Here is a 24,102-nt window from a genome sequence, read left to right as displayed (position 1 = left end):
CCCCCATCCGACGAGGAGCCGACCGCATGCGCGACCCCAGCGAGCTGAGCCGCATCCGCCCCTTCATCGCCACGCCCTGCCATGGCGCGCAGGTGGGCAGCCTGTATGCGCGCAGCCTGCTCGGGCTGGCCAACCTGGCCTGGCAGCACGGCTTCGCCATGCAGACGCGGCTGCTCGACGGCGACAGCCTGATCACCCGCGCCCGCAACCGGCTGGTGGCCGAGTTCATGGCCGACACGCGCTGGACGCACCTGTTCTGGATCGATGCCGACATCGGCTTCGAGCCCGAGGCGGCGCTGCGCCTGCTGCTGGCCGGACGGCCGGTGGTGGCCGGCATCTATCCCTACCGCACCTCGGCCTGGCCGCAGCAGGGCCTGCCCCAGGCGCTGCCCGCGGGCAGCCGGCAGGCCGACTTCGACGCCCGCTACGCGCGCTATCCGCTCAACGTGGGCGACACGCCGGTCACGGCCGATGCCGACGGCTTCGTGCCGGTGCTGGACGCGCCCACCGGCTTCATGCTGATCGAGCGCGGCGTGTTCGAGCGCATGGCCGAGGCCATGCCCGAGCTGCGCTACACGCCCGACCCCGGCGACCATGCCAATGCGCACCTGCCGCACCACCGCTTCTTCGACGTCATGGCCGAGCCCGGCGGCGGCCGCTACCTGAGCGAGGACTACGCCTTCTGCCGCCGCTGGCAGCAGTTGGGCGGCACCGTCTGGGCCGACCTGCAGTCGCGCCTCTCGCACCAGGGCCAGCAGGTGCAGGTGGGCGACCTGGGGCGGGCGCTGGCGGCGCGCGCGGGGCCGACCCCGCCGCCCGCACCAGGCGACTGAAGCCGCCGCGCGTCCGTCACACCACCAGGTGCGCCTCCAGCGCCTCGCGGCCCAGGGCACGCATCTCGCCCTGCAGCACGCAGCGGCCGTGGTCCAGCACCAGCACGTCGCTGGCGATGGCCTCCAGGAAGCTCAGGTTCTGCTCGACCACGATGAAGCTGCGGCCCTCGGCCGTGGCCTCGTGGATGCACTGCGCCATGCGGTCGATGTTCTCGGGCTGCACGCCTTCGGTGGGTTCGTCCAGCATCGTGAGCGGCGCCGCCAGGGCCATCGTGCGCGCGAAGGACAGCAGCTTGCGCTCGCCGCCGCTCAGCGCCCCGGCCCGTTGCGCCAGGCGCTCGCGCAGCCGTGGAAAGCGTGCGAAGAGGGCGTCGTAGCGCGCGTCGCGGCGGCGGCCGATGTGCAGCCACAGGTTCTCCTCCACGCTCAGTTCGCCGAACACCACGTTCTCCTGCGGCGCATAGGCGATGCCGGCCGCCAGCCGCGCATGCGGGGGCAGGGCGCGCAGGTCCTGCCCGGCCCATGCCAGCGTGCCGCCGGCCACCGGCAGGAAGCCGGCCAGGGCCTTGAGCAGCGTGCTCTTGCCGACGCCGTTGCGTCCCAGGATGCCCAGCACCCGGCCGGGCGCGGTGCAGCCGGCCACGCCGCGCACCACCACCGTGTCGCCGTAGCCGCACTGCAGGTCGTTGAACTTAAGGACGGGCGGCTTCTTCATTTGCGGGCTCCGGCATAGACGGCGCGCACCGCCGGGTCGGCCTGGATGGCGGCCATGGGTCCGTGGGCCAGCAGCCTGCCCTGGTGCAGCACCAGCACGTCGCCGCCCAGGGCGGCCACGGCGGCCAGGTCGTGTTCGATCAGCAGTGCCGCCGCGCCGAGTTCATGCACCGCCTCGCGGATGACGTCGATCATGCGGTGGGTCTCGGCCGGCGAGAGGCCGGCACAGGGCTCGTCCAGCAGCACCAGCCGGGGCTCGGGCAGCAGCGTCATGACCAGCTCCAGCGCCTGCCGCTGCCCTTGCGACAGCTGGCCGGCGGGCAGCGCCTGCTGCGCCTGCAGCTCGGGAAAACGCGCCAGCAGCCGGTGCAGCAGCGGCGTGTGCCAGCCCAGCGGCGCCGCGCCCAGGGCCGCCCGGGGCGTGAGGCGACCGGCCCACAGGGCGATCTGCAGGTTCTGCGCCACGCTGAGGCCCGGGAAGACCGACGGGATCTGCAGCTTGCGGCCCACGCCGTGCCGCGCCACGCGCCAGGCGTTCAGGCCGGTGATGTCGGCATCGCCCAGGCGCACCGTGCCGCCGCGCACCGGCAGGCGGCCGGTCATGGCGTTGAAGGCCGAGGTCTTGCCGGCGCCGTTGGGCCCGATCACGGCCCGGATGCCGGGGCCCTGCAGCGACAGCGAGAGGCCGTCGAGGATGCGCACCCCCGACTGGCTGCAGCGCACCGCGTCGAAGTGCAGCGCCGGCACGCCCGCCGGGACGGCGGCCGGCGCGGCGGCCACCGGGCGCGCGGGCGCGGGGGCCAGCCAGCGATCGGTCCAGCGCGCGGCCAGGCCGGCCAGTCCTTCGGGGAGGAAGCGCACCACGGCGATGAACAGCAGCCCCACCGCCACCTCCCAGTAGGCGAAGGCGTCGCGCAGCTCCGACGACAGCCAGCCCACCGCCACCGCGCCGAGCATGGCGCCCAGCGGGCTGGCCTTGCCGCCCACCGCGGCCCAGATCACGAACTCGGTGGACAGCACGAAGCCCATCGCCTGCGGCGTGACGATGCCCTGGTGCGCCGCGAACAGCGCGCCGGCCGCGCTGGCCAGCAGCGCCGACAGCGCATAGGCCTTGGCCTTGATGCGGTCGGTGGCATAGCCGAAGAGCTGCATCCGGTCCTCGCTCTGCGCGATGCCCGACCACAGCGTGCCGACCGGCCGCCGCAGCCACCGCCCCAGCAGGCCGGTGGAGAGCACGGCCGCCGTCGCCACCAGCCAGTAGAAGTGGCCGAAGCGGTCCAGGCCCGGCAGCTCGGGGATGTCGCCCAGGCCGTTGAAGCCGCCGGTGACGCTGCTCCATTGCAGTGCCCCCAGGCTGCCCAGCATGGCCATGGCCAGCGTGATGAGCGAGAAGTAGGGCCCGCTGCGCAGGCTGCGGGCGAACAGCAGCCGTGCCACGACCCAGGCCAGCAGCGCCGGCAGCAGCAGCGCCGCGGCCAGCGCCCCCGCGCCCGCCGGCGTCGCGAGCCCGGCCTTGAGCGCGCCACCGGCCAGGTAGGCGCCCAGGCCGAAGTACAGCGCATGGCCCAGCGGCAGGAAGCCCAGCCGGCCCCAGCACAGTGCCACGCCCTGGGTGGCGATGCCGTAGATCAGGAACAGCGCCACCTGGTAGGCCAGGAAGTCGTTGCCGGCCAGCGGCAGTGCCACCAGGCCGGCGGCCAGCACGGCGGCGGGCGCGAGGCCGCCCAGGCGACCGAGCGCGGCCGGCCCCCTGCGGGCGACGGCGGAGCGGGGCGGGTCAGCGGCGAGCAAGGAGTCCATCGGGTTTGAGCCACAGGAAGAGGATCGACAACACCAGCACCACCGCATAGCCGCTGGTCTGGCCGGCGATGCTGCTGACCACGGCCTGCGTGCCGCCGATGGTGCCGACGCCCCCCAGCAGCCCGCCCAGCGAGCCCAGGCCGCCCACCACCAGCACGAAGAAGGCGTCGAGCAGGTAGTCGACGCCGATGCCGGGCTCCACGCGCACCAGCGGCGCCAGCAGCACGCCCGCCGCCCCCGCCAGCACCACGCCCACCACGAAGGTGCGCGAGGCCAGGCGGCGCGTGTCGATGCCCAGCGCCTGCGCCAGCACCGGGTTGCCCGTCATGGCGCGCACGCGCAGGCCGGCCGTGCTGCGGCGCCACCACAGCCCGATGGCGACCAGCAGCAGGGCCACCAGCACGATCAGGCCCAGGCGGTAGGCCGGGTAGGCGGTGGCGCCCAGCATCATCGGCTGCGCCAGTGGCGTGTCCAGCGTCTGGTAGCCCTTGCCCCAGATCGCCTCCACCGTCTTGCGCATCAGCATGGCCAGCGCCCAGGTGGCCAGCAGCGTGTCGAAGGGGCGGGCATACAGCGGGCGGATCAGCCAGCGCTCCACCGCCCAGCCCAGCGCGCCGCACACCACCACGGCCAGCGGGAAGGCGGCGGGCAGCGGCCAGCCCCAGCCCTGCACCGTGACCACGCAGTAGGCGCCGAGCATCACGAACTCGCCATGCGCCATGTTCATCACGCCCAGCAGGCCGAAGACGATGGCCAGCCCCAGCGTGGTGAGCGTCAGCGTGGCCAGCTCGTAGACGATGTTCAGTCCGTGGAGGACCAGGCTGCCGTCCACCGTCACACCTTGCAGCTCTGGCCCGAGGCCACGCGCGGGAAGGTCCTGACCACGCGGAAGCCCTGCGCATCCACATCGGCCAGGTAGATGTCCTGCTCCACATGGCGGTTGCGCATGGTGACCGCGCCGCGCGGGCCGCTGTAGCTGGCGCCTTCGCTGGCGGCGTCCATCTTCGCGGGGTCGAGGCCGCCGGCCTTGCGGGCGATGGCGTCCATCATGAGGAAGCCCTCGTAGGTGGATTCGGCCAGGCCGTTGAGCGCCGGTGCCTGCGCGCCGAAGCGTGCCGCGTAGGCCTGGGCGAAGGCCTTGGCGCCGGGGGTGTCGATGCGCGCGAAGTAGCCCGAGCTGGAATACAGGTTGCGCGCATTGGCCACGCCGATGCCGGCCAGCGTGTTCTCCTCGATCAGCGTGCCCAGCCGCAGCGCCTTGTCGGCCAGGCCGAAGCTGGCGAAGGCCTTGTTGAAGTTGACCGAGGCGCCGCCCACCAGCGACACCAGCACCGCATCGGCCCCGCTGTCGCGGATGCGGGCCAGCGTGGCGTCGAAGTTGTCCACGGTGAACGGCAGGTACTCGTCGCCCACCACCTGTGCGCCGGTCTGGGCGATGTAGGTCTTGGCGGTGGCGTTGGTGTTGCGGCCCCAGATGTAGTCGTTGCCCACCAGGTACCACTTGGTCGGCTTGCGCTCGGCGGCCAGCCAGGGAATGACGGGCTGCAGCTGCTGCTGCGGCGTCTCGCCGTTGACGTAGGTGGCGCGGGCGCATTCGCCGCCCTCGTAGATCGGCGTGTAGAAGTAGGGCACCTGTCCCTTGAACAGGCCGACCAGCGCGCCGCGCACGGCGCTGTCGTGCATGCCCACGATGGCGGCGGCACCCGAGCCCTTCCACAGCTTGAGCGCGGTCTGCGCGGCCTCGGCCGGCGGCAGTCCGGCATCGCCGAACAGCAGCTCCAGCTTGCGCCCGAGGATGCCGCCGCGGGCATTGAGCGTCTCGGCGGCCAGCTGGGCGCAGGCCTTGGCCGAGGGGCCGAACAGGCCGGCCGGCCCGCTCTGCGGGATGAGCACGGCTACCTTGAGCGGCGTCTCGGCCAGGGCGGGCGCCAGGGCCAGGGTGGCGCCGGTGGCGGCGCCGCTTCGGATGAAGTCTCGACGGTTCATGGAATCCTCCTCGTGAAGCCAGGGAACGGGGTGGCGCGCGATGGCCTTCTCAGGCGAGCGGCGGCACGGCGGGCGGGGGCAGCACGCGCTCGATCGCGGCGCCGATGGCGAGCAGGCGCCGGTCGCTGCCGGCCGGGCCGTCCAGCGCCAGGCCCACGGGCAGCCCGTCGGGCCCCACGCCGGCGGGCAGGCTCAGGCCGGGAATGCCGGCATTGCTGCCCGGATCGGTGTTGCGGATGTAGGTCAGGAAGGCCGGCTGCGGCGCGCCCAGGAATTCCACCTCGCCGCCCGCCAGCAGCGGTCGCGCGGTCAGCGGCGCGGTGGGAAAGGCCAGCGCCTCCACCTGCGCCTGCGCGAAGGCGTCGCGGTACATCGCCTGCAGCCGTGCGCGGGCCGCCAGGGCCTCGCGGTAGGCGGCCTCGGGCACGCCTTCCTTCAGCAGCGGCTGCAGCAGGCCGGCCACGTCGGGGCTCCCGATGCCGGCGAGCAGCGCGGGCAGGTCGACGTCGTGGCCGGCTTCTCGGAGGTAGTCCGGCATCTGGGCCATGAATTCGTAGAGCGCCACCGGAAAGCCGACGGCGGCGTTGAGTGCGTCCAGCTCGGGCAGGGCCACCTCGACCAGCACCACGCCGGCCTTCTGCAGCGCCTCCCGGGCCTGGGCCATCACGGCGGTGACCGAGGCGTCGCAGGCATCCCAGAAGCGCTGCGCCGGCAGGCCCAGGCGCAGGCCGCGCAGTGGGACGTCGGCCAGCGGCGTGGTGTCCTGCGCCATCACGGTGTCGAGCAGGGCCAGGTCGTGCACGCTGCGGGCCATGGGCCCGGCGGTGTCGCGGGTGGCCGAGATGGGCGCGATGCCCGCGCCCGGAATGCGCCCCACCGTGGGCCGCAGACCGGCGATGCCGCAGAGCGCGGCCGGCAGCCGCACCGAGGCGCCGGTGTCGGTGCCCAGGGCGGCGGGCACCAGCCCGGCGCTCACCACCACGGCGCTGCCGCCGCTGCTGCCGCCGGGGATGCAATCGGGCGCCCAGGGGTTGTGGATGCGGCCGGTGACGGCGTTGTCGCTGGAGATGCCGAAGGCCAGTTCGTGCATGCCGGCCTTGCCGGCCACGACGGCGCCCGCTGCCCGCAGGCGGCGCACCACCTCGGCATCGGCGCGCGGGCGGCGGCCGTGCAGCGCGCCCGTGCCGGCGCCGGTGGGCAGGTCGGCGGTGCCGATGTTGTCCTTGAGCGCGAGCGGGATGCCCCTGAGCGCCGGCGCGTCGCCGCGTGCCAGGGCGGCGTCGGCCTGCGCGGCCTGGGCGAGGAAGGGCGTCGGGTCGAAGTCCACATAGCCATTGAGATGGGCGAACTGCTGCGTGCGGGCGGCGAGGGCCTGCGCCAGCTCGGTGGCGCTGAAGTGCTTCTGCGCGAGGCCCTGCTGCAGCGCGGCGATGCCGAGCCGGTGGAGCGGTTGCGGGTTTTCCATAGGCGAAGGGTGGGCGCACGGGGGTGCCGCGGAAGGGCGGGCACGCGTACGCTCGAAGGAGTTGATGCAGCGGAAGGCTACCCAGCAGCCGCTTTCCAGGCACCCGTCGAGATTGACGGGACGCGCAGCGGCGAAGATGGCCGCATCTGGCACGACGGTTGCTGCATCTGCTGCCACCGGCATCGGCCGGCGCCCGACCCGCCCCCTTTCACGCCCAGCACCAGCGATGTACCTCTCGAATGACCAAGTGGCGGCACTGTCCGAGTGCTACCGGGTGCTCGCGAGCGCGGACGACCTGCACGAGCTGCGGCACCTGCTGGCCCCCGCGCTGGCGCGGGCGCTCCGGGCGCAGTCGCTGGTGTCGCGCGACTTCGATGCCGACAGCCGCCGCTATGCCATCAGCTTCGCCCACAACCTGGACGAGGCCCACGCGCAGCGCTACGAGGCGCATTTCCAGTTCTGCGATCCGATCACGCCCGTGCTCCAGCCGCTGCGCTGCGGCGGCTTCGCGCATGCCCTGCCGCGGGCGCAGCTGGTGCGCACGGAGTTCTACAACGACTTCCTGCGGCCCTACGAGATGCATCGGGGCCTCAACCTCTATGCCTGCGACGGCGATGCCTTCGTCGGCGACATGCTGGCCTTCCGCAGCGAGCGCCAGCCCGAGTTCGAGGAGGGCGAACTGGCCATCCTGCGCATGCTGGAGCCGTCGTTCACGGCGGCGCTGCTGCGCCTGCGCAAGGCCCGCGCGGCGCCGCCGGCGGCCGTGGTGGACGACGCGGCGCTGCTGGGCGTGCTGGCCCGCCAGTCGCTGACGCCGCGCGAGGCGGAGGTGGCGCTGCTGGTGTTCCGCGGCTGTGCCGACAAGGAGATCGCACGCAGCCTGCAGCTGCAGCCGACCACGGTGCGCTACTACCTCAACAACGCGGCCGACAAGCTGGGCGCCCGGGGCCGGGCGCGGCTGGCCCACCGTGTCTCGCAGCTGGCCGCGGCACCGGTGGCGGCCAGCGTCCGGACGCACTGACGCCAGCGCTGCAGGTACGCGTGCGTGCCCGGGGCAGGCCCCGCCCGCAGGCGGCGAGGTCTTGCGCCCGCCTCGCCCGGCGCTTCACGGGCCCCTTCCATAATCGGCCGGATGCCGACCCCGCCCGCCGACGACCTGCTCCGCATCCACACCTACGCCGCCATCGAACCCGGCCCCCGGCTGCTGGTGATGGGCGGCGTGCACGGCGACGAGACGGGCGGCACCGTCGGCATCGAGCGCCTGAAGGCCGAACTGGACAGCGGCGCGCTGGGCCTGGCGCGCGGCCGGCTCACGCTGGTGCCGGTGGCCAACCCCATGGCGCGGCGGCTGCTGCGGCGCGAGGGCGAGCGCAACCTCAACCGCGCCTTCCGCCCGCGCGCCGAGCCGCGCGACTACGAGGACCGGCTGACCAACCTGCTCGCGCCGGTGATCGCGCAGCACGAGGTGCTGCTGGACCTGCATTCCTTCGAGAGCCCCGGCGAGGCCTTCGCCATGATCGGCCCGCGCGACAACCCCGGCCCGCTGGAGCCCTTCGCGCGCGCCGAGGAGGAGGGCCGCCTGGCGCTGCACATCGGCACGCCCACCATCGTGGAAGGCTGGCTGGACATCTATGCCGCCGCCATCGCGCGGCGTGCGGGTGGTGCCATGCCGTCGGAGGACGAGATCGACTACGGCCGCGGCACCAACGAGTACATCCGCAACTGCGGCGGCTACGGCGTGACGCTGGAATGCGGCCAGCACCGCGACCCGCAGGCGCCCGAAGTGGCCTGGCAGGCCATCCGCCGCACGCTGGCGCTGCTGGGCATGGCGCCGCTGCCCGAGGGCCTGGCTGCGCATCCGCCCGCGCGTCCCCGCCTGCTGCGCCTGCGCGACGTGACCGACCGGCTGCACGAGGGCGACACCTTCGTGCGCGAGTGGGCCACCTTCGACACCGTGGCGGCGGGCGAGCTCATCGCCCGCCGCCACGACGGCAGCGAGGTGCGGGCCGCGGCGGACGGCCACATCGTGTTCCCCAACCCGCTCGCGCGGGTGGGCACCGAGTGGTTCTACTTCGCCACGCCCAGCGAGCGCGTGCTGGGCTGACCGGCGTGGGGCAGGTGGCGCAATGCCGGACAGTGAATCAAAGTCCGTTCGGGCTGAGCTTGTCGAAGCCTGGCGCAAGCCCTTCGACCCTTCGACAACCGCAGGGCAGGCCAAGCTCAGGGCGAACGGCTTGACGGACTGGCACTGGGCGGGCGGCGGACGCTGTTGGTCCGCGCCATGGCGAACATGGCTGTGGCCAGCGTTCAGTCCGCCGGCCGCAGCCGCGTCACCAGCGTCTGCAGCGCATGCCGCACCGTCGCCGCGCGCACGGCGGCGCGGTCGCCGGTGAAGAGGCGCCGCTCGGCCCAGCATTGCCCGTCCAGCGACCAGCCGAACCACACGGTGCCCACCGGCTTCTCGGCCGAGCCGCCGCCCGGGCCGGCCACGCCGGTGACGGCGACGGCCGCCTGCGCGAGCGAGTGCGCGAGGGCGCCTTCGGCCATGGCCCGCGCGACGGGTTCGCTCACCGCGCCATGGGCGGCGATGAGGTCGGCCGGCACGCTCAGCATCTGCGTCTTGGCCTCGTTGGAATAGGTGACGAAGCCACGTTCGAACCAGGTGCTGGAGCCGGCCAGGTCGGTGCAGGCGCCGGCGATCAGCCCGCCGGTGCAGCTCTCGGCGGTGGCCAGCATGCGGCCGCTGGTGCCCAGCAACTCGGCCAGTTGGCGCACCAGCGCGGGCAGGTCGGGCGCCTCGTCGGCGGCGGGCGGGACGGGGGCGATGATCATGGTCGGGGGCTGGAAGTCGGAATGCGGGGAACCGGCGCGATCACCAGAACGCGCGCGCCAGGGCGATCACCAGCAGCGTGCAGAAGGCCGCCACCAGGTCGTCCAGCAGGATGCCCAGGCCCGACAGGGCCCAGCGCGGCGCCGTGGGGTCGTGGGGGATGAGCCGGTCGGCCCAGCCCACCGGGCCGGGCTTGGCAGCGTCGAACAGGCGGAAGAGCGCAAAGGCCACGATCTGGGCCAGCAGCCCCGCCGGCAGCACCAGCCACAGCACGAGCCAGATGGCCGCGATCTCGTCCCAGACCACGGCGCCGGGGTCGGGCACGCGCAGGTCGCGGGCGGTCACCGTGCAGGCCCACCAGCCCAGGGGCCAGGCGGCCAGCGTCACCACGCCGAGCGCGAAGGGGGAAAGCAGCTGCGACAGCACGACGAACACGGCCCAGCCCCAGAGCGTGCCGGCCGTGCCCGGCGCCAGGCGCGAGAGGCCGGAACCGAAGCCAAGGGCGATGGCATGCGCCGGATGGGCGCGCAGGAAGGCCCAACTGGGCCGCACCGGCGGCAGGGGCAACGCGCCGGCAGGGGCAGTGGAGAAGGCGGGCGACTCGGGGGGAGAAGACGGAGCAGCGGACATGAGCCGCCGATGGTAGACCCGGCCTTGCGGGATGCCCAGCCTGTCGCCGCGCCCCAGGACTGGCGCCCTCTCCCCTTGCGGGAGAGGGCGGGGGAGAGGGGGCTGCGGCGATGGTGGGGCGCCAGGTCATGGGCAGGGCCGCGCCCCCTCTCCCCCACCCCTCTCCCGCGAGGGGAGAGGGGCTCTCGATCCGCAGACTGCGCGTGACGGCCCGGGCGGCGGCCCGCTCAGCCCGCCGCCACGGTCTGCGCGCTGCGGCCGGCCAGTTGGGCCAGCAGCGCGCCGGGGTCGGCCGGTAGCCGGTCGCCGCGCCAGGCCACGTGCTGGTCGGTGCGCACCAGCAGCAGCGCATGGGCATAGGCGGCGGGCAGCGGGCCGGCGGCCACCGGGTCCACCACCGTCAGCGGCATGCCCAGCGCGTCGGCCGCGGCCTGCAGCGGCGCCACGTCCACCGCCGGGTCCAGCCGCAGCAGCGTGTAGCCCGTGCCCAGCAGGTCGTAGAGCGAGCGGCCGTCCGCCAGCCAGAAGTGCGGCGTGCGGCAGCCGGGCACCGTCGAGGGCGTGAAGTCGCCCATCGAGTAGGCCGGCGGCTGGGCGCCGTCGTCCACGATCAGCGGCGAGCCGGCGTAGAAGTAGCCGAAGTTCAGGCCCGCGCAGCAGAACTGCTGCACGTTCAGGTCGTAGGCCTCGCGGCCCACGCGCGCGCGCTCGGCGTCGGCCTCGGGGCCCTGGGCTTCGATGTTGGGCGGCACGGCACCGCGGGCGCGGATCATCTTCTGCGCATGGTCCATGGCGAAGTGCGACACCTGCTCGGTAATCGGCTGGCGCTCGGCCTGGTAGGCGTCGAGGATGGCCTCGCCCCCCCAGCCGTGCAGCCGGGCCGACAGCAGCCAGGCCAGGTTCACCGCATCGGCGATGCCCGCGTTCATGCCGTAGCCGGCGTAGGGCACCCACAGGTGCGCCGCATCGCCGGCGATGAACACGCGGCCCGCGCGCAGCCGGTCGGCCACCAGGCGGCGGCCCACCCAGTCCTCGCGGCTGATGACCTCGTACTCGAAGTCGGGGCCCACGCCCAGGATGGCGCGGATCGCCCAGTCCCGGTCCACCGCGTCGAAGTCGACTTCGTGCGGATGCAGATGGTTGTGCACCAGCCAGTCCTGCTGGCCGTCGATGGCGAAGACGGTGCCGCAGCGTTCGGGGTTGACGGCATAGCAGCACCAGGCGTCCTTGTCCGTCAGCAGGGCCTTGAGCCCCGGCGCGCGGATGAAGGTGGACTGCACGCGCTGGATCACCGGCGTGCCTTCGAGCTTGGCGCCCATGGCCTTGCGCACGCCGGAGCTGCCGCCGTCGCAGCCGACCAGGTAGCGGGCCCGGAGCTGGCGCGTGGCGCCGCTGTCCAGGTCGAGCAGCGTGGCGGTCACGCCGTCCTCGTCCTGCACGAACTCGGCCACCTGCGTGCGGTTGAACAGCTGCACGCCGGGCTGCGCCGCCGCGTGGTCGAGCAGGATGGGCTCCAGGTAGATCTGGTTGATGCGGTGCGGCGGCTCTGGCGTGGGCCACCAGCCGTCGGGGCCGGCGGTGTCGGTGTAGCGCGTGCTGCGGCCCGGGATGGGGATGCGCGTGAGTTCGGTGCCGGTCACGCGGGTGCGGAACACCACGTCGTTCGGGTAGTCGGCCGGCAGCCCGGCATCGCGCAGACGCGCGGCCACGCCCAGGCGCCGCAGCTGTTCCATGGAACGGGCCGAGACATGGTTGCACTTGACGCTGGGCGGCTCGCCATAGCGGCGCAGCTCGGCCACGGCCACGCGATGGCCGCGCTGGGCCAGGTCGGTCGCCAGCGTCAGGCCGACGGGACCGCCGCCGACGATGAGCACGTCGGCGTCGAAGGGAGCGGAGGATCGGGAAGAAGTCATGGTCTGGGTTCTGTCAATCAAGCTTGATTTGCGCCGTGCGGATCACCTGGCCCCACTTGCGCGTCTCGCTCTGGATGTAGCGCTCGAAGGCCTGCGGCGTGTCCGGCGCCGGCTCCACGCCCTGGGCGCGCATGGCGGCCTGGTTCTGCGGATCGCGCAGCGCAAAGTTGATGGCCTCGTTGAGCTGCGTGACGATGGCCGTCGGCGTCGCAGCCGGCGCCACCACGCCGAACCAGCCGGTGGCGTCGTAGCCGGGCAGGCCGGCCTCGGCCAGCGTGGGCACCTCGGGCAGCGAGGGCAGGCGCTGCGGGCTGGTCACGCCGAAGGCGACCAGCTTGCCGGCGCGGATCTGCTGCAGCGCGGCCGGCAGGTCGACCATGGCCAGCGGCACCTGGCCGGCGATGGCATCGATGGCCGCCGGGCCGGAGCCGCGGTAGGGCACGCCCACCACCTTGGCCTCGGCCATCTGCTCGAACAGGGCCGTCGCCATGTGCATCGCCGTGCCGTTGCCGCCATGGCCCACGGAGAGGCCGCCCGGCTTGGTGCGGGCCAGCGCGATCAAGTCGCGCAGGTTGCGCGCCGGCACCGAGGGGTGGCCCACCAGCACGAAGGGAATGGCGGCCAGCATGCCCACAGGCTTGAGGTCCTTGAGCGGGTCGAAGGGCATCTGCGCATACAGGCTGGAGTTGGCCGACAGCGCGCCCGCTGCGCCCACGCCCAGCGTGTAGCCGTCGGCCGGCGCCTTGGCCACCAGCGTCAGGCCGACGTTGCCGCCTGCGCCGGGCCGGTTGTCCACCACTACCTGCTGGCCCAGCTTCTCGTTGAGGCGCGGCGTCAGCAGGCGCACCACCGCGTCGCTGCTGCCGCCGGGCGGGAAGGTGACGACGAGGCGGATGGGCTTGTCGGGCCAGTTGCCCTGGGCGCGGGCGGCCAGCGGCGCGGCCAGCAGCGCCGCCAGCGAGGCCAGGCCCGCGCGCCGCGTCAGGCCGGCGGCATGTTCTGTCGTCATCGATCTGTCTCCTGTTTTTGTCGAGGCCGCATTGAAGCGCGTCAACATTCATTCGTAAATCGAGAAATTCGAATGAAAATTTCAGGTCTCCTGATGAATCGCTCGTTCACGCCCTCCATCCGCCAACTGCGCGCCTTCGTCGCCGTCTACCAGTCGCGCCGGCTGGGCACGGCGGCGCAGCGGCTGTTCGTCACCCAGTCGGCCGTGAGCATGCTGCTGCGGCAGCTGGAGGACGGCCTCGACACACGCCTCTTCGACCGCACCACGCGCTCGCTGCAACCCACCGCCGCCGCCACCGACATGCTGCCCACGGCCGAGCGCATCCTGCGCGATGTCGATGCGCTGGCCGGCGGCTTCCGCGACCTGGCCACGCTGGAGCGTGGGCGCGTCGCGGTGGCCATCACGCCCACGCTGGCCGGCTTTCTGCTGCCGGAGGTGGTGCGCCGCTTCGGCGAGTCGCACCCCGGCGTGCGGGTGGTGGTGGACGACTGCGCGCCCGACCAGTTCGTGGCGCGCGTGCTGGGCGAGCATGTGGACTTCGGCCTGGGCACGCCCGAGCGGCCCGGCGCCGACATCGAGACCGAACCGCTGCTGCGCGACCACCTGGCCTTCGTCTGCCGCCGCGACCATCCGCTGGCCGGCCGCCGCAGCATCCGCTGGACCGACCTGGCGGGCCATCCGGTCATCACCTCGCGCGGCGGCTACGGCGTGCGCCAGACGGTGGACGTGACCGCCGCGCGCGCCGGCGTGGCGCTGGAGGTGGCGGGGGAGGTGAGCTTCCTGTCGACCGCGCTGTGGATGACGGCCAGCGGCCTCGGGCCGTCGGTGATGCCCTCGGCCTTCGCGCGGGCGCGCGGCGATGCGGACCTGGCGGTGATCCCGCTGTCGGCGCCGCGGGTCTCGCGCGACATCTCGGTGGTGACGCGCCGCGGGCGCTCGCTGTCGGCGGCCAGCCGCAGCTTCATCGAGATGCTGCGGGCGGAACTGGGCTGAGGCGCGGCCGCGAGGACTTCTCCCCTCTCCCCTCGCGGGAGAGGGGTCGGGGGAGAGGGGGAGCCGGTAGCACCCGGGATGCCCATCTCGCCAGCGCCCTCGCCCCCTCTCCCCAATCCTCTCCCGCGAGGGGAGAGGGCGTTGTGGCCGCCTTGCCGCTGTGGGCCGATCGGCCTCGACGGCCGGTCCGGCGCGCCGGGGAGGGAAGGCTCTTCAGCCGAAGTGGTCGAAGGACGCGAAGCGCTGGTCCACCGGCCGGCCTTGCGCATCCACCACGCGCAAGCCGGGCTCGGTCTCGATGCTGCCGATGCGCGTCACCGGCACGCCGGCTGCACGCGCCGCGGCTTCGACGTCGGCCGATCGATCCGTCGGTGCCGTGAAGGCGAGTTCGTAGTCGTCCCCGCCGGCCAGCGTGAGGCTGCGTTGCATGGCCGCGTCCAGCGCCACGGCGCCGCGAGCGGCCAGCGTGCCGGCCACGGCGTCGGCGTCGAGCATGGCGCCCACGCCGCTGGCGCGCAGTACATGGCCCAGGTCGCCGGCCAGGCCGTCGCTGATGTCGATGGCGCTGGTGGCGATGCCGCGCAGCGCCAGGCCGAGCGCGACGCGCGGCGTGGGCTGCTCCATGCGGGCACGCGCCGCGGCGAACACCGCCTCCGGCACCGACAGCCGGCCGCGGAACACTTCCAGCGCCAGCCGCGCATCGCCCAGCGTGCCGCTGACCCAGAGGTCGTCGCCCGCCCGCGCGCCGCTGCGCAAGAGGGCGCCGCCGCGAGGCACCTCGCCGAAGACGGTGATGCACAGGTTGAGCGGCCCGCGCGTGGTGTCGCCGCCCATCAGCTGGCAGCCGTGCGCATCGGCCAGCGCGAACAGGCCCCGGGCCAGGCCGGCCAGCCAGGCCTCGTCCACCGAGGGCAGCGACAGCGCCAGGGTGAAGGCCAAGGGGCGTGCCCCGCAGGCGGCCAGGTCGCTCAGGTTGACGGCCAGCGCCTTGTGACCCAGCAAGGCCGCGTCGACGGTGGCGAGGAAATGCCGGCCCTCGACCAGCATGTCGGAGGACACGGCCAGCTGCATGCCCGGCGCCAGGTCCAGCAGCGCGCAGTCGTCGCCCACGCCCAGCGCCACCGCGCCCCCGGGCACGGCGGGGCGCTGGAAGAACTGGCGGATCAGATCGAATTCACCCATGGCGCTCAGCCCACCGGCGTGCGAAAGCGCTCCGCCGCCTGGCGCACCACCTCGGCCAGCAGCCGCTCGCGGCCCTGGCGCTCGCGCAGCCAGCGGGCGTCGTTCTCGCTGGCTTCGACCGAGCTGCGCAGGCGGCCGAAGGCGCGGGTGGCGTCGAGCACGGCGGCATGCGGCTCCAGCATGGTCATGGTGCGCAGGATGTGCTCGCGCAGCGGCATGTGCTCGCCGTTGGACGGGTCCACGTACACCGCGTCCAGGCCGAAGCGGCAGGCCTGGAAGCGGTTGTAGGTGTAGACCAGGTAGTCGTCCTCGCTGGGCACGAAGGGCTGCTCCTGCAGGAAGTACGCGGCCAGCGTCTGCACATAGCCGGCCAGCGCCGCAGCGCGCTCCACCGTGAGCGGCGTGTCGAAGACGCGGATCTCGATCGTGCCGTACTCGGGCTTGGGCCGGATGTCCCAGTAGAAGTCCTTCATGCTCTTGACCACGCCGGTGCGGGTCATGCGCGCGAAGTAGCCTTCGAACTCCTTCCACGACAGCGTGAAGGGCGCGCGGCCCGACAGCGGGAAGGCGAAGACGGAATTGAGCCGCGCCGAGTCGAACTGCGTGTCCTGCCCCTGCACGTAGGGGCTGGAGGCCGACAGCGCGATGAAGTGCGGGATGTAGCGGCTCATGCGGTGCAGCATCAGCAGCGCCGAGTCGGCGTCGGGGCAGCCCACGTGCACATGCTGGCCGAAGATGGTGAACTGCTTCGACAGGTAGCCGTACAGCTCCGACAGCTGGCGGAAGCGCGGCTTGTCGTAGATGCGCTGCTCGTGCCACTGCTGGAAGGCATGCGTGCCGCCGCCCAGGACCGCGATGTTGAGCTTGCCCGCCACCTTGACCAGCGCGTCGCGCAGCGGCCCCAGCTGCTGCAACACCTCCTCGGCGGAATGGCAGACGTCGGTGGAGATCTCGATCATGCTCGAGGTCATCTCCGGCACCACGCTGCCGCGCAGGTCGAACTGGGCCATGCCGCGCAGCATGTCCTCGGCATAGGGCGCGAGGTCGTAGTCGTGGGTGTTGACCAGTTGCAGCTCCAGCTCGACACCCAGCGACAGCGCCTTGGAGCTGCGGAAGGGCTCCAGCGGCACCACGCGGGCATCGGCTTCGCGCTGGGCGCGCGTCGGCTCGGCGGTCGGGGGCGAGAAGGGCGAAGGGGGGTTGTCCAGGGGGCTCATGGCTGTTCCTTCGGCGTCGAAGCGGCCGGGCGGGCGCTCATCGCTGCGTGTCCTCGGGGGCGGTGAAGGCCTCGGGGGCCCAGGGCCGCGAGCTTTCTTTGGCGCCGTAGAGGGCCACGGTGGCCAGCACCGCGCCCAGCACCTCCATCAGCAGGATGGCCGGCAACGCGACCTGCGTGATCAGGTGGCCCAGCAGCGGCGAGGCGGTGACGAAGCCCGACGCGATCAGCAGCGCGATGGACGACAGCGGCGCCATCGCGCAGCCGATCCACAGCGCCTGGCGCCAGCTGGTGCCGCTGCCCGGATTGGCCAGCGCCACGCCGGCGATCTTGGCCACGGCGCGCGCACCGATCAGCGCCAGCACCACGGTGGCCACGGTGAGGTTCCATTCCGCCTGCGCCGCGACGATGGAGACCAGCACGAACATCAGCATGGTCACCAGCGACGCCGCCGTGCCCAACTGGCGCGGCCAGACCCAGGGCCGCGGGTTCAGCCCCTTGAGCAGCACGCCACCGATCAGCGCCGCCAGCGGCGCCGCGCCGCCCCAGGCGCTGGCCACGGCCGCGCCGGCACCGATGATCGCCAGCAGCAGGATCGAGGTGTTCTCGCTGGTCGGGCTCATCACCCGCAATGCCGAGCGCAGGGCCAACGCCATCACCGCGCCCACCACGAAGGACAGGCCCAGCACCGTCAGGATCGGGTGGAAGTTCTCCATGAAGCCCTGCGGCGAGTTCTCGAGCCGGCCCGCGAAGACATAGGCCAGCGTCAGCGCATAGAGCGTGTTGAGCGTGGACAGCGCCAGCGCCCGTTCCGTGACGGGGCCGGAGGCGCGGATGTCGATCACCACCCGCGACAGCACCGCCGGCGAGGCCGCTACGGCGATCAGCGCCAGCGGCGCGATCACCGAGGGCGGCACGTCGAAGGCGCGCAGCGTCCACCAGACGGCGGCGAAGGTCAGGCCCGACTCGGCAATGCTCTGCGCCAGCACCATCGGGTTGCGGCGGAACCAGCCCAGCGGCAGGCGCCCGCCCGCCTCGAAGAGCACGATGGCCACGCCCAGCTCCATCAGGTAGAGGGCCGTGCCCTGCAGCGGCCAGATGGCACCCTCGAAGCCGGCCAGGCCCACCACGGTGCCCACCAGCGAATAGCCCACCACCTTGGGCAGGCCCATGTAGCGTTGCACGAGATGGCCGGCGGCGGCGGCTGCGGCGATCAGCAGGGCCCACCACACGGTGGGCAGGCCGGCTGTCGGTCGCATCCAGCTGGACAGGAAGCCCAGCAGGTCGGAAGGAAGAAGATTCATCGGGCTGGCAAAGGTCTGCGAAGGGCCGGACGGCATCGGCACCGCGCAGCGGCGTCCTGGTCGTCCGTTCCTTCTGACTGGGCCCGCGGCGCCAGCGCGCGGTCGGGTCCCGGGGTCATCGGCGCCGCAGCGCCGGGCGATCCTCAGTGCAGGATGCGCGGGCCGGGGTCGGAACCCGTTCCGGCGTCGAGCACGAAGGCGGCGATGGGCACGTCGAAGCGTTCGGCGTCCTCGCTCACCACGAAATAGCTGCCGCGCATCGTACCGCTGGCCGCCTTGAGCTGGCAGCCGCTGGTGTAGCGGAAGGACTGGCCAGGCGACAGCAGCGGCTGGCGCCCCACCACGCCCAGGCCGCGCACCTCCTGCACATGGCCGGAGATGTCCTCGATCACCCAGTGGCGGGCGATCAGCTGGATCGGGAACAGCGCCACGTTGGTCACGGTGATCGTGTAGGCGAAGGCGTAGAGCCCCGTCTCCGGCGAGGACTGCTCGGGCAGGTAGCGAGGCTCGACCTCGACGCGCATCGGGTGCTGGGGCATGGCGCGGAATGTTAACAACGCGGGTCTTCCGGCAAGGCCCGCGGGTCAAGGGCGGGCCTGCGGCGAGAATCCGCGCCCATGACGACGAGCCGCCCCACGACCCACCGCATCGCCCCGTCCATCCTCTCGGCCGACTTTGCCCGGCTGGGCGCCGAAGTGAGCGACGTGATCGCCGCCGGCGCCGACTGGATCCATTTCGACGTGATGGACAACCACTATGTGCCCAACCTCACCTTCGGCCCGATGGTGTGCGAGGCGCTCAAGCCTCACGCCAAAACGCCCGACGGCCAGCCGGTGCCCATCGACGTGCACCTGATGATCCAGCCGGTCGACGCGCTGGCCGCCGCCTTCGCCAAGGCGGGTGCCGACTACATCAGCTTCCACCCCGACGCCTCGCCGCATGTGCACCGCAGCATCCAGGCCATCCGCGCGGCCGGCTGCAAGCCCGGGTTGGTGTTCAACCCGGCGGCCTCGCTGGAGGTGCTGGACTGGACGCTGGACGAGATCGACCTGGTGCTGATCATGAGCGTCAACCCCGGCTTCGGCGGCCAGAGCTTCATCGACTCGGCGCTGCGCAAGATCGAGCGGGTGCGCCAGCGCATCGACGCCAGCGGCCGCGACATCCGGCTGGAGGTGGACGGCGGCATCAAGGCCGACAACATCGCCCGCGTGGCCGCCGCCGGCGCCGACACCTTCGTGGCCGGCAGCGCGATCTTCAACGCGCCCGACTACCGCACGGTGATCGACACCATGCGCGCCAACCTGGCCGGCTGACCGCCTTTCATCTCCGGAGCCCGCCGTGACGCTCGAAGCCATCCTGGCCTACCTGCACCTGCTCGCCATCCTGACGATGGTGGTGTTCATCTCCAGCGAGGCGGCGCTGTGCCGCATCGAATGGCTCAACGCCAAGGCGGTGGAGCGGCTGGCCAAGGTCGACCTGATCTACGGCATCGCCGCCATCGCCGTGCTGGCCACCGGCCTGGTGCGCACCTTCCTGGGCGTGAAGGGCAGCGCCTGGTACTGGACCAACCCGCTGCTGCACGTGAAGGTGACGCTGTTCGTGATCGTGGGGCTGATCTCGATCTTCCCGACGCTGACCTTCCGCCGCTGGCTGCGCGCCCAGCGCCGGGGCGGGGCCCTGCCGGGCGCCGAGGAGGTGCGGCGCACGCGCCGGCTGGTGATGGTGCAGGCGCACCTCATCGCGCTGATCCCACTGTTCGCCGTCTTCCTGGCGCGCGGCTTCGGCAAGTAGCAGGGCGGGCGGCGCCGCGCCGCCGCGAGGCGTCCAGCAAAAAAGCCCGGCGTCGACCGGGCTTCGTCTTTGGCGCGCGAGGATCTGTCTCAGGCCGCCTTGGCGCTCAGGCATTCCTTCATGAAGGCCTTGCGCTCGTCGCCCTTGAGGGCCTTGGCCTTGGGGTCGGCGTTGCAGCTCTTCATCTTGTCCTGCTGCGTGGCGGCCTTGGCTGGCTTGGCCGACAGGCACTGCTTCATGAAGGCCTTGCGCTCGTCGCCCTTCTTGTCGCCGGCGTTGGCGTTGCAGGTCTTCATCTTGCTCTGCTGCGCGGTCGGCGCCTTCTCGGCGGCCGCTGCCGCCGGGGCGGGCGTCTGGGCGAAGGCGTTGAACGACAGGGCGGCGCCCAGGGCGATCAGGGAAGCGAGCTTTTTCATGGGTGGTTGTCCTTCCGGCTCAAGCGGCGCCCCTCGGGCACCGGCCCGGCGGCGCCAGGCTTTCATGCAACGCGGTTCACAAAGGTTGCGATGACGACGAGCGGTGAAACCAAAGTTTGCAGTCGCGCCGGCGCGAGGCGGAGCGCGGCGAGTCGCGCGGCCAGGCATGCCGCCGGGTCAGCCCGCGCCGGTCGATCCGCCTGCGCCGGCCGATGTCGTTCCGCGGCCGATGGCATGCGCCCATTCCAGGGCCTCGGCCTGGGCCTGGTTGAACAGGGCCGGCGAGAGGTCGGGATGGGCCTGCAGGGCCTGGGCCAGCCCTTGCAGGTTGCCGCTTTCGCTGGCCTGCGCCAGGGTCAGCAACTCGCCCAGCAGGCCGGCGCCGTCGCGCAGCGCCCGGTCGATGGCCGGGGCCAGCCGCAACGGGCCGAGGATGTCTTCCATGGCCAGCCCCACCACGGCGGGCATGAGCGACATCATCCCCACCATGAAGGCGCCATCTGCCAGGCCCGCATCGCGCGGACGCAGCAATTGGGCCGCCGATTCCATGAGCCGGCCGCGGGTGGCGGCCATCAGCAGCAGGGGGCTGGCCGCGCCACCCCGGGCATCGGCGGCAAACAGCAGCAGTTGCACCCAGCGCTGCAGGTGGCGGCGGCCCAGCACCTGGATCACGTCGCGCAGCGAGGTGACCGCGCGCGTGGCCCCGGCGCCGGCGGCGTTGGCCATGCGCAGCAGGTTCATGGTCAGGCCGGGCTCGGGCTTGAGCGTTTCCTCCAGCGCGCCGCTGTCGGCGTCGGCGCCCAGCTGGCCCATCAGCCGGATCAGCGTGTGCTGCGAATGACCCAGGCGGCGGCCGGCGATGATCGTCGGCCGCGCGAAGTGGTAGCCCTGGAAGAGCGAGAAGCCCAGCGCCAGGCAGGCGTCGAACTGCTCGCGCCGCTCCACCTTCTCGGCCAGCAGCAGGACCGCCGGCGACGCCGCGCGGAGGCGCCGCACCAGCGGGGCCACGGCATCCGCGGCGAGGGGCAGCAGGTCGACCTTGACCACGCGCGCCAGCGGCAGCAGGGCGGCCGTGCGGGCATCGAAGTCCACCACGTCGTCCAGCGCCAGCGTGAAGCCCGCCTCGCGCAGGTGCAGGCAGCGCTGCAGCACGGCCGGCGTGGCGGGCACCGACTCCAGGATCTCCAGCACCACCGCCTGGCGGGGCAGCAGCTCCAGCACGTCGCTGAAGAGCAATTGGGTGTCGACGTTGATATAGGCGGGATGGCCGTCCAGCGCATGGGCCATGCCCAGTTCGGCGAAGGCGTTGACGATCACCGTGGCCGTGGCCTGAGCGCCGTCGAGCACCTGGGCACCCGCGGCATGGCCACTGCGGAACAGCAGTTCATAGGCGTGCAGTTGCTGGTTCCGTCCGAGGATGGGCTGGCGGCCGATGTAGAGGGCCTCCGCGGCGTCGTGGCGCATTTTTTTAGTTAATTCTTCTTAATGGATCGTAAGCGCTTGCGCCCGGGCGTTCTGGCATGCCCGCCTAAAATCCTTCGATGCTTACCGTCAAACAGGACCTTCTGGCGGCGCTGGCCCAGGTGCTCGATCAATTCGAGCCGGGCGCCGGCAGCCGGGCGGCCTTCGAATCCCCCAAGGTCGCCGCCCATGGCGACCTGGCCTGCACCGCGGCCATGCAACTGGCCAAACCCCTCAAGAAGAACCCCCGCCAGCTCGGCGAAGAGCTGCGCAATGCGCTGCTCGACACGCCCGCCTACGCCCGCTGGGTCGATGCCATCGAGATCGCCGGCCCCGGCTTCCTCAACATCCGCCTCAAGGCGGCGGCCAAGCAGCAGGTGGTGCACGAGGTGCTCGATGCTGGCGCCGGCTTCGGCAGCCAGCCGGTGCGCCCGGACGAGAAGGTGCTGGTCGAATTCGTCTCGGCCAACCCCACCGGCCCGCTGCACGTGGGCCACGGCCGCCAGGCCGCGCTGGGCGACGCCATCTGCAACCTGCTGGCGACGCAGGGCCAGGCCGTCCACCGCGAGTTCTATTACAACGACGCGGGCGTGCAGATCGAGACGCTGACCAAGAGCACGCAGCTGCGCGCCAAGGGCTTCAAGCCGGGCGACGACTGCTGGCCCACCGACCCCGAGAACCCGGCCAGCAAGGCCTTCTACAACGGCGACTACATCCAGGACATCGCCGACGACTTCCTGGCCAGGAAGACCGTCCGCGCCGACGACCGCGAGTTCACGGCCAACGGTGACGTCGACGACACCGAGAACATCCGCCAGTTCGCCGTCGCCTACCTGCGCAACGAGCAGGACAAGGACCTGCAGGCCTTCAAGCTGCGCTTCGACCAGTACTACCTGGAGTCCAGCCTGTACACCAGCGGCCGGGTCGAGGCGACGGTGAACAAGCTGATCGACGCCGGCAAGACCTACGAGCAGGACGGCGCCCTGTGGCTGCGCTCCACCGACTACGGTGACGACAAGGACCGGGTCATGCGCAAGAAGGACGGCACGTACACCTACTTCGTGCCCGACGTCGCCTATCACATCGCCAAGTGGGAGCGCGGCTTCCACAAGGTGGTCAACATCCAGGGCACCGACCACCACGGCACCATCGCCCGGGTGCGTGCCGGCCTGCAGGCGGCCAACGTCGGCATTCCCGAGGGCTACCCCGACTACGTGCTGCACACCATGGTGCGCGTGGTGCGCGGCGGGCAGGAGGTCAAGATCAGCAAGCGCGCCGGCAGCTACGTGACGCTGCGCGACCTGATCGAATGGACCAGCACCGACGCCGTGCGCTTCTTCCTGCTCAGCCGCAAGCCCGACACCGAATACACCTTCGATGTCGACCTGGCCGTGGCCCAGAACAACGACAACCCGGTCTTCTACGTGCAGTACGCCCATGCGCGCATCTGCTCGGTGCTGGACAAGGAAGGCGTAGACGCCGCAGCGCTCAAGGGCACCGACCTGGCGCCCCTGGCCACCGACGCCGCCCAGCCGCTGATGCTGCTGCTGGCCAAATACCCCGAGATGCTGGCCGCCGCTGCGCGCGACTTCGCGCCGCACGACGTCACCTTCTACCTGCGCGAACTGGCCGCGGCGTACCACAGCTATTACGACGCCGAGCGCATCCTGGTGGACGACGTGCCCACCAAGCGCGCCCGCCTGGCGCTGGTGGCCGCGTGTGCGCAGGTGCTGGCCAACGGCCTGGCCGTGCTCGGCGTCAGCGCGCCGCGCAAGATGTGAGAGCCCGCACAATCCCACCCCGGCGCGCCGGTGGCGCTGCAGCAGCAAGGCAATCCATGAGATCCAGACAACAGGGCAATTTCGCCATCGGCCTCATCGTCGGGCTCGTGCTCGGCCTGGGCGTGGCGCTCGGCGTGGCGGTGTACGTCACCAAGGTGCCGATCCCGTTCATGACCAAGACCCAGCCGCGGGCCGCCGACCAGGACGAGGCCGAGGCCCGCAAGAACCGCGACTGGGACCCCAATTCGCCCCTGTACGGCAAGCAGCAGCCCAAGCCGCCGGCCACGCCCGGTGCCCCTGCCGGCGGCAATCCGCCCGTGACCACCGCCCCGCCGGTGCCGGCCATCGCCGCCCAGCCTGGCACCCCGCCCCAGGCCGCCACGCCGCCGACGGCCGTCACGCCGGCCATGCCGCGCGCGCCGCAGGCGGCCAATCCGCCGCCTTCGGCCGATCCGCTGGGCGACCTGGCCCGCGCGCGCGCCGGCCTGCCCGCCAGTGGCGGCGATGCGGCGTCCGACCCCTTCGTGTACTTCGTGCAGGCGGGTGCCTTCCGCACCAGCGACGACGCCGAGGCCCAGCGCGCCAAGCTGTCGCTGATGGGCGTGGAGGTGCGCGTCACCGAGCGCGAGCAGGCCGGCCGTCCCGTCTTCCGGGTGCGCGCGGGTCCGTACAGCAAGAAGGACGACGCCGACCGGCTGAAGGAACGACTGGACGGCGCCGGCTTCGACGCCGCCCTGGTGCGCGTCCAGCGCTGAGCGCCTTGCCCTGTTGCCGTCGG

The 24,102-nt window shown here is 72.4% G+C and carries 23 protein-coding genes; 8 read left to right on the top strand and 15 right to left on the bottom strand.

The window, feature by feature from the left end:
- Nucleotides 1–26 precede the first annotated feature (26 nt).
- Nucleotides 27–833, top strand: coding sequence for a hypothetical protein (locus L0984_RS08110; protein WP_234193197.1), 807 nt, complete (start codon nucleotides 27–29; stop codon nucleotides 831–833).
- 16 nt (nucleotides 834–849) lie between these two features.
- On the opposite strand, the gene L0984_RS08105 is transcribed toward L0984_RS08110, so the two are convergent.
- From L0984_RS08105 to iaaH, 5 genes are read right to left on the bottom strand one after another with little or no spacing between them, the layout of a single operon-like run.
- On the bottom strand, nucleotides 850–1,548 hold the full coding sequence (locus L0984_RS08105; RefSeq protein ID WP_234193196.1) for an ABC transporter ATP-binding protein: 699 nt from the start codon (nucleotides 1,546–1,548) through the stop codon (nucleotides 850–852).
- A complete protein-coding gene (locus tag L0984_RS08100) occupies nucleotides 1,545–3,347 on the bottom strand; it encodes a branched-chain amino acid ABC transporter ATP-binding protein/permease (RefSeq protein WP_234193195.1) in 1,803 nt (600 codons plus the stop codon). The genes L0984_RS08105 and L0984_RS08100 overlap by 4 nt, the downstream gene beginning before the upstream one ends.
- Nucleotides 3,325–4,179 carry a branched-chain amino acid ABC transporter permease gene (locus L0984_RS08095; RefSeq protein ID WP_234193194.1) on the bottom strand — a complete coding sequence of 285 codons (855 nt, stop codon included), beginning with the start codon at nucleotides 4,177–4,179 and terminating at the stop codon, nucleotides 3,325–3,327. Before L0984_RS08095 ends, L0984_RS08100 begins: the two co-directional genes overlap by 23 nt.
- Nucleotides 4,180–4,181: 2 nt before the next feature.
- Nucleotides 4,182–5,333, bottom strand: coding sequence for a substrate-binding domain-containing protein (locus L0984_RS08090; protein WP_234193193.1), 1,152 nt, complete (start codon nucleotides 5,331–5,333; stop codon nucleotides 4,182–4,184).
- A 49-nt stretch (nucleotides 5,334–5,382) separates the two neighbouring features.
- On the bottom strand, nucleotides 5,383–6,798 hold the full coding sequence (gene iaaH / locus L0984_RS08085) for an indoleacetamide hydrolase (protein WP_234193192.1): 1,416 nt from the start codon (nucleotides 6,796–6,798) through the stop codon (nucleotides 5,383–5,385).
- 226 nt (nucleotides 6,799–7,024) lie between these two features.
- Between iaaH and L0984_RS08080 the strand changes: the two genes are divergently transcribed.
- Both L0984_RS08080 and L0984_RS08075 read left to right on the top strand, forming a co-directional pair.
- The gene (locus L0984_RS08080) at nucleotides 7,025–7,819 is read left to right on the top strand and encodes a helix-turn-helix transcriptional regulator (protein ID WP_234193191.1); all 795 of its coding nucleotides are present in this window, start codon (nucleotides 7,025–7,027) and stop codon (nucleotides 7,817–7,819) included.
- Between the two features lie 111 nt (nucleotides 7,820–7,930).
- Complete coding sequence (locus L0984_RS08075) at nucleotides 7,931–8,902, top strand: succinylglutamate desuccinylase/aspartoacylase family protein (protein WP_234193190.1); 972 nt, start codon at nucleotides 7,931–7,933, stop codon at nucleotides 8,900–8,902.
- Between the two features lie 203 nt (nucleotides 8,903–9,105).
- Here the strand turns inward: L0984_RS08075 and L0984_RS08070 are convergent, their stop codons facing one another.
- From L0984_RS08070 to L0984_RS08055, 4 genes are all read right to left on the bottom strand, one after another.
- Entirely contained in the window at nucleotides 9,106–9,630 is a 525-nt protein-coding gene (locus L0984_RS08070; RefSeq protein WP_234193189.1) for a CinA family protein, read from the bottom strand.
- A gap of 40 nt (nucleotides 9,631–9,670) precedes the next feature.
- Nucleotides 9,671–10,258, bottom strand: a complete 588-nt coding sequence (locus L0984_RS08065) for a phosphatidylglycerophosphatase A family protein (RefSeq protein ID WP_234193188.1) — start codon at nucleotides 10,256–10,258, stop codon at nucleotides 9,671–9,673.
- Between the two features lie 227 nt (nucleotides 10,259–10,485).
- Nucleotides 10,486–12,171, bottom strand: a complete 1,686-nt coding sequence (locus tag L0984_RS08060; protein WP_234193187.1) for an FAD-dependent oxidoreductase — start codon at nucleotides 12,169–12,171, stop codon at nucleotides 10,486–10,488.
- 13 nt (nucleotides 12,172–12,184) lie between these two features.
- The gene (locus L0984_RS08055) at nucleotides 12,185–13,180 is read right to left on the bottom strand and encodes a tripartite tricarboxylate transporter substrate binding protein (RefSeq protein WP_234193186.1); all 996 of its coding nucleotides are present in this window, start codon (nucleotides 13,178–13,180) and stop codon (nucleotides 12,185–12,187) included.
- Nucleotides 13,181–13,273: 93 nt separating this feature from the next.
- Between L0984_RS08055 and L0984_RS08050 the strand changes: the two genes are divergently transcribed.
- Nucleotides 13,274–14,173 carry a LysR family transcriptional regulator gene (locus L0984_RS08050; RefSeq protein WP_234193185.1) on the top strand — a complete coding sequence of 300 codons (900 nt, stop codon included), beginning with the start codon at nucleotides 13,274–13,276 and terminating at the stop codon, nucleotides 14,171–14,173.
- Between the two features lie 213 nt (nucleotides 14,174–14,386).
- Here the strand turns inward: L0984_RS08050 and thiL are convergent, their stop codons facing one another.
- The 4 genes from thiL to apaG all read right to left on the bottom strand — a co-directional run bounded on the left by thiL (nucleotide 14,387) and on the right by apaG (nucleotide 18,414).
- Complete coding sequence (gene thiL, locus L0984_RS08045) at nucleotides 14,387–15,355, bottom strand: thiamine-phosphate kinase (protein WP_234193184.1); 969 nt, start codon at nucleotides 15,353–15,355, stop codon at nucleotides 14,387–14,389.
- 5 nt (nucleotides 15,356–15,360) lie between these two features.
- Nucleotides 15,361–16,485, bottom strand: coding sequence for a YbdK family carboxylate-amine ligase (locus L0984_RS08040; protein WP_234193722.1), 1,125 nt, complete (start codon nucleotides 16,483–16,485; stop codon nucleotides 15,361–15,363).
- Nucleotides 16,486–16,609: 124 nt separating this feature from the next.
- A complete protein-coding gene (locus L0984_RS08035; protein WP_234193183.1) occupies nucleotides 16,610–17,875 on the bottom strand; it encodes a cation:proton antiporter in 1,266 nt (421 codons plus the stop codon).
- Nucleotides 17,876–18,018: 143 nt separating this feature from the next.
- Nucleotides 18,019–18,414 (bottom strand): Co2+/Mg2+ efflux protein ApaG, encoded by a 396-nt coding sequence (apaG, locus tag L0984_RS08030; protein ID WP_017762174.1) that lies wholly within the window; start codon nucleotides 18,412–18,414, stop codon nucleotides 18,019–18,021.
- Between the two features lie 78 nt (nucleotides 18,415–18,492).
- Between apaG and rpe the strand changes: the two genes are divergently transcribed.
- Together rpe and L0984_RS08020 are read left to right on the top strand one after the other, a co-directional pair.
- The gene (gene rpe, locus L0984_RS08025) at nucleotides 18,493–19,188 is read left to right on the top strand and encodes a ribulose-phosphate 3-epimerase (protein ID WP_234193182.1); all 696 of its coding nucleotides are present in this window, start codon (nucleotides 18,493–18,495) and stop codon (nucleotides 19,186–19,188) included.
- A 25-nt stretch (nucleotides 19,189–19,213) separates the two neighbouring features.
- Nucleotides 19,214–19,666 carry a DUF2214 family protein gene (locus L0984_RS08020; RefSeq protein ID WP_234193181.1) on the top strand — a complete coding sequence of 151 codons (453 nt, stop codon included), beginning with the start codon at nucleotides 19,214–19,216 and terminating at the stop codon, nucleotides 19,664–19,666.
- 89 nt (nucleotides 19,667–19,755) lie between these two features.
- On the opposite strand, the gene L0984_RS08015 is transcribed toward L0984_RS08020, so the two are convergent.
- On the bottom strand, nucleotides 19,756–20,082 hold the full coding sequence (locus L0984_RS08015; protein WP_234193180.1) for a PsiF family protein: 327 nt from the start codon (nucleotides 20,080–20,082) through the stop codon (nucleotides 19,756–19,758).
- Nucleotides 20,083–20,259: 177 nt separating this feature from the next.
- Nucleotides 20,260–21,546, bottom strand: a complete 1,287-nt coding sequence (locus tag L0984_RS08010; RefSeq protein WP_234193179.1) for an EAL and HDOD domain-containing protein — start codon at nucleotides 21,544–21,546, stop codon at nucleotides 20,260–20,262.
- 77 nt (nucleotides 21,547–21,623) lie between these two features.
- On the opposite strand from L0984_RS08010, the gene argS reads away from it, so the two are divergent.
- Both argS and L0984_RS08000 read left to right on the top strand, forming a co-directional pair.
- Nucleotides 21,624–23,324 (top strand): arginine--tRNA ligase, encoded by a 1,701-nt coding sequence (argS, locus tag L0984_RS08005; RefSeq protein WP_234193178.1) that lies wholly within the window; start codon nucleotides 21,624–21,626, stop codon nucleotides 23,322–23,324.
- A 56-nt stretch (nucleotides 23,325–23,380) separates the two neighbouring features.
- Entirely contained in the window at nucleotides 23,381–24,079 is a 699-nt protein-coding gene (locus tag L0984_RS08000) for an SPOR domain-containing protein (RefSeq protein ID WP_234193177.1), read from the top strand.
- Nucleotides 24,080–24,102: the final 23 nt, after the last annotated feature.

This window comes from Pseudacidovorax sp. NFM-22 (assembly GCF_021401245.1).
GTDB lineage: Bacteria > Pseudomonadota > Gammaproteobacteria > Burkholderiales > Burkholderiaceae_C > Xenophilus.
The sequence above is the reverse complement of the archived record's forward strand: the minus strand, read 5'-3'. Positions and strand labels throughout refer to the sequence as shown.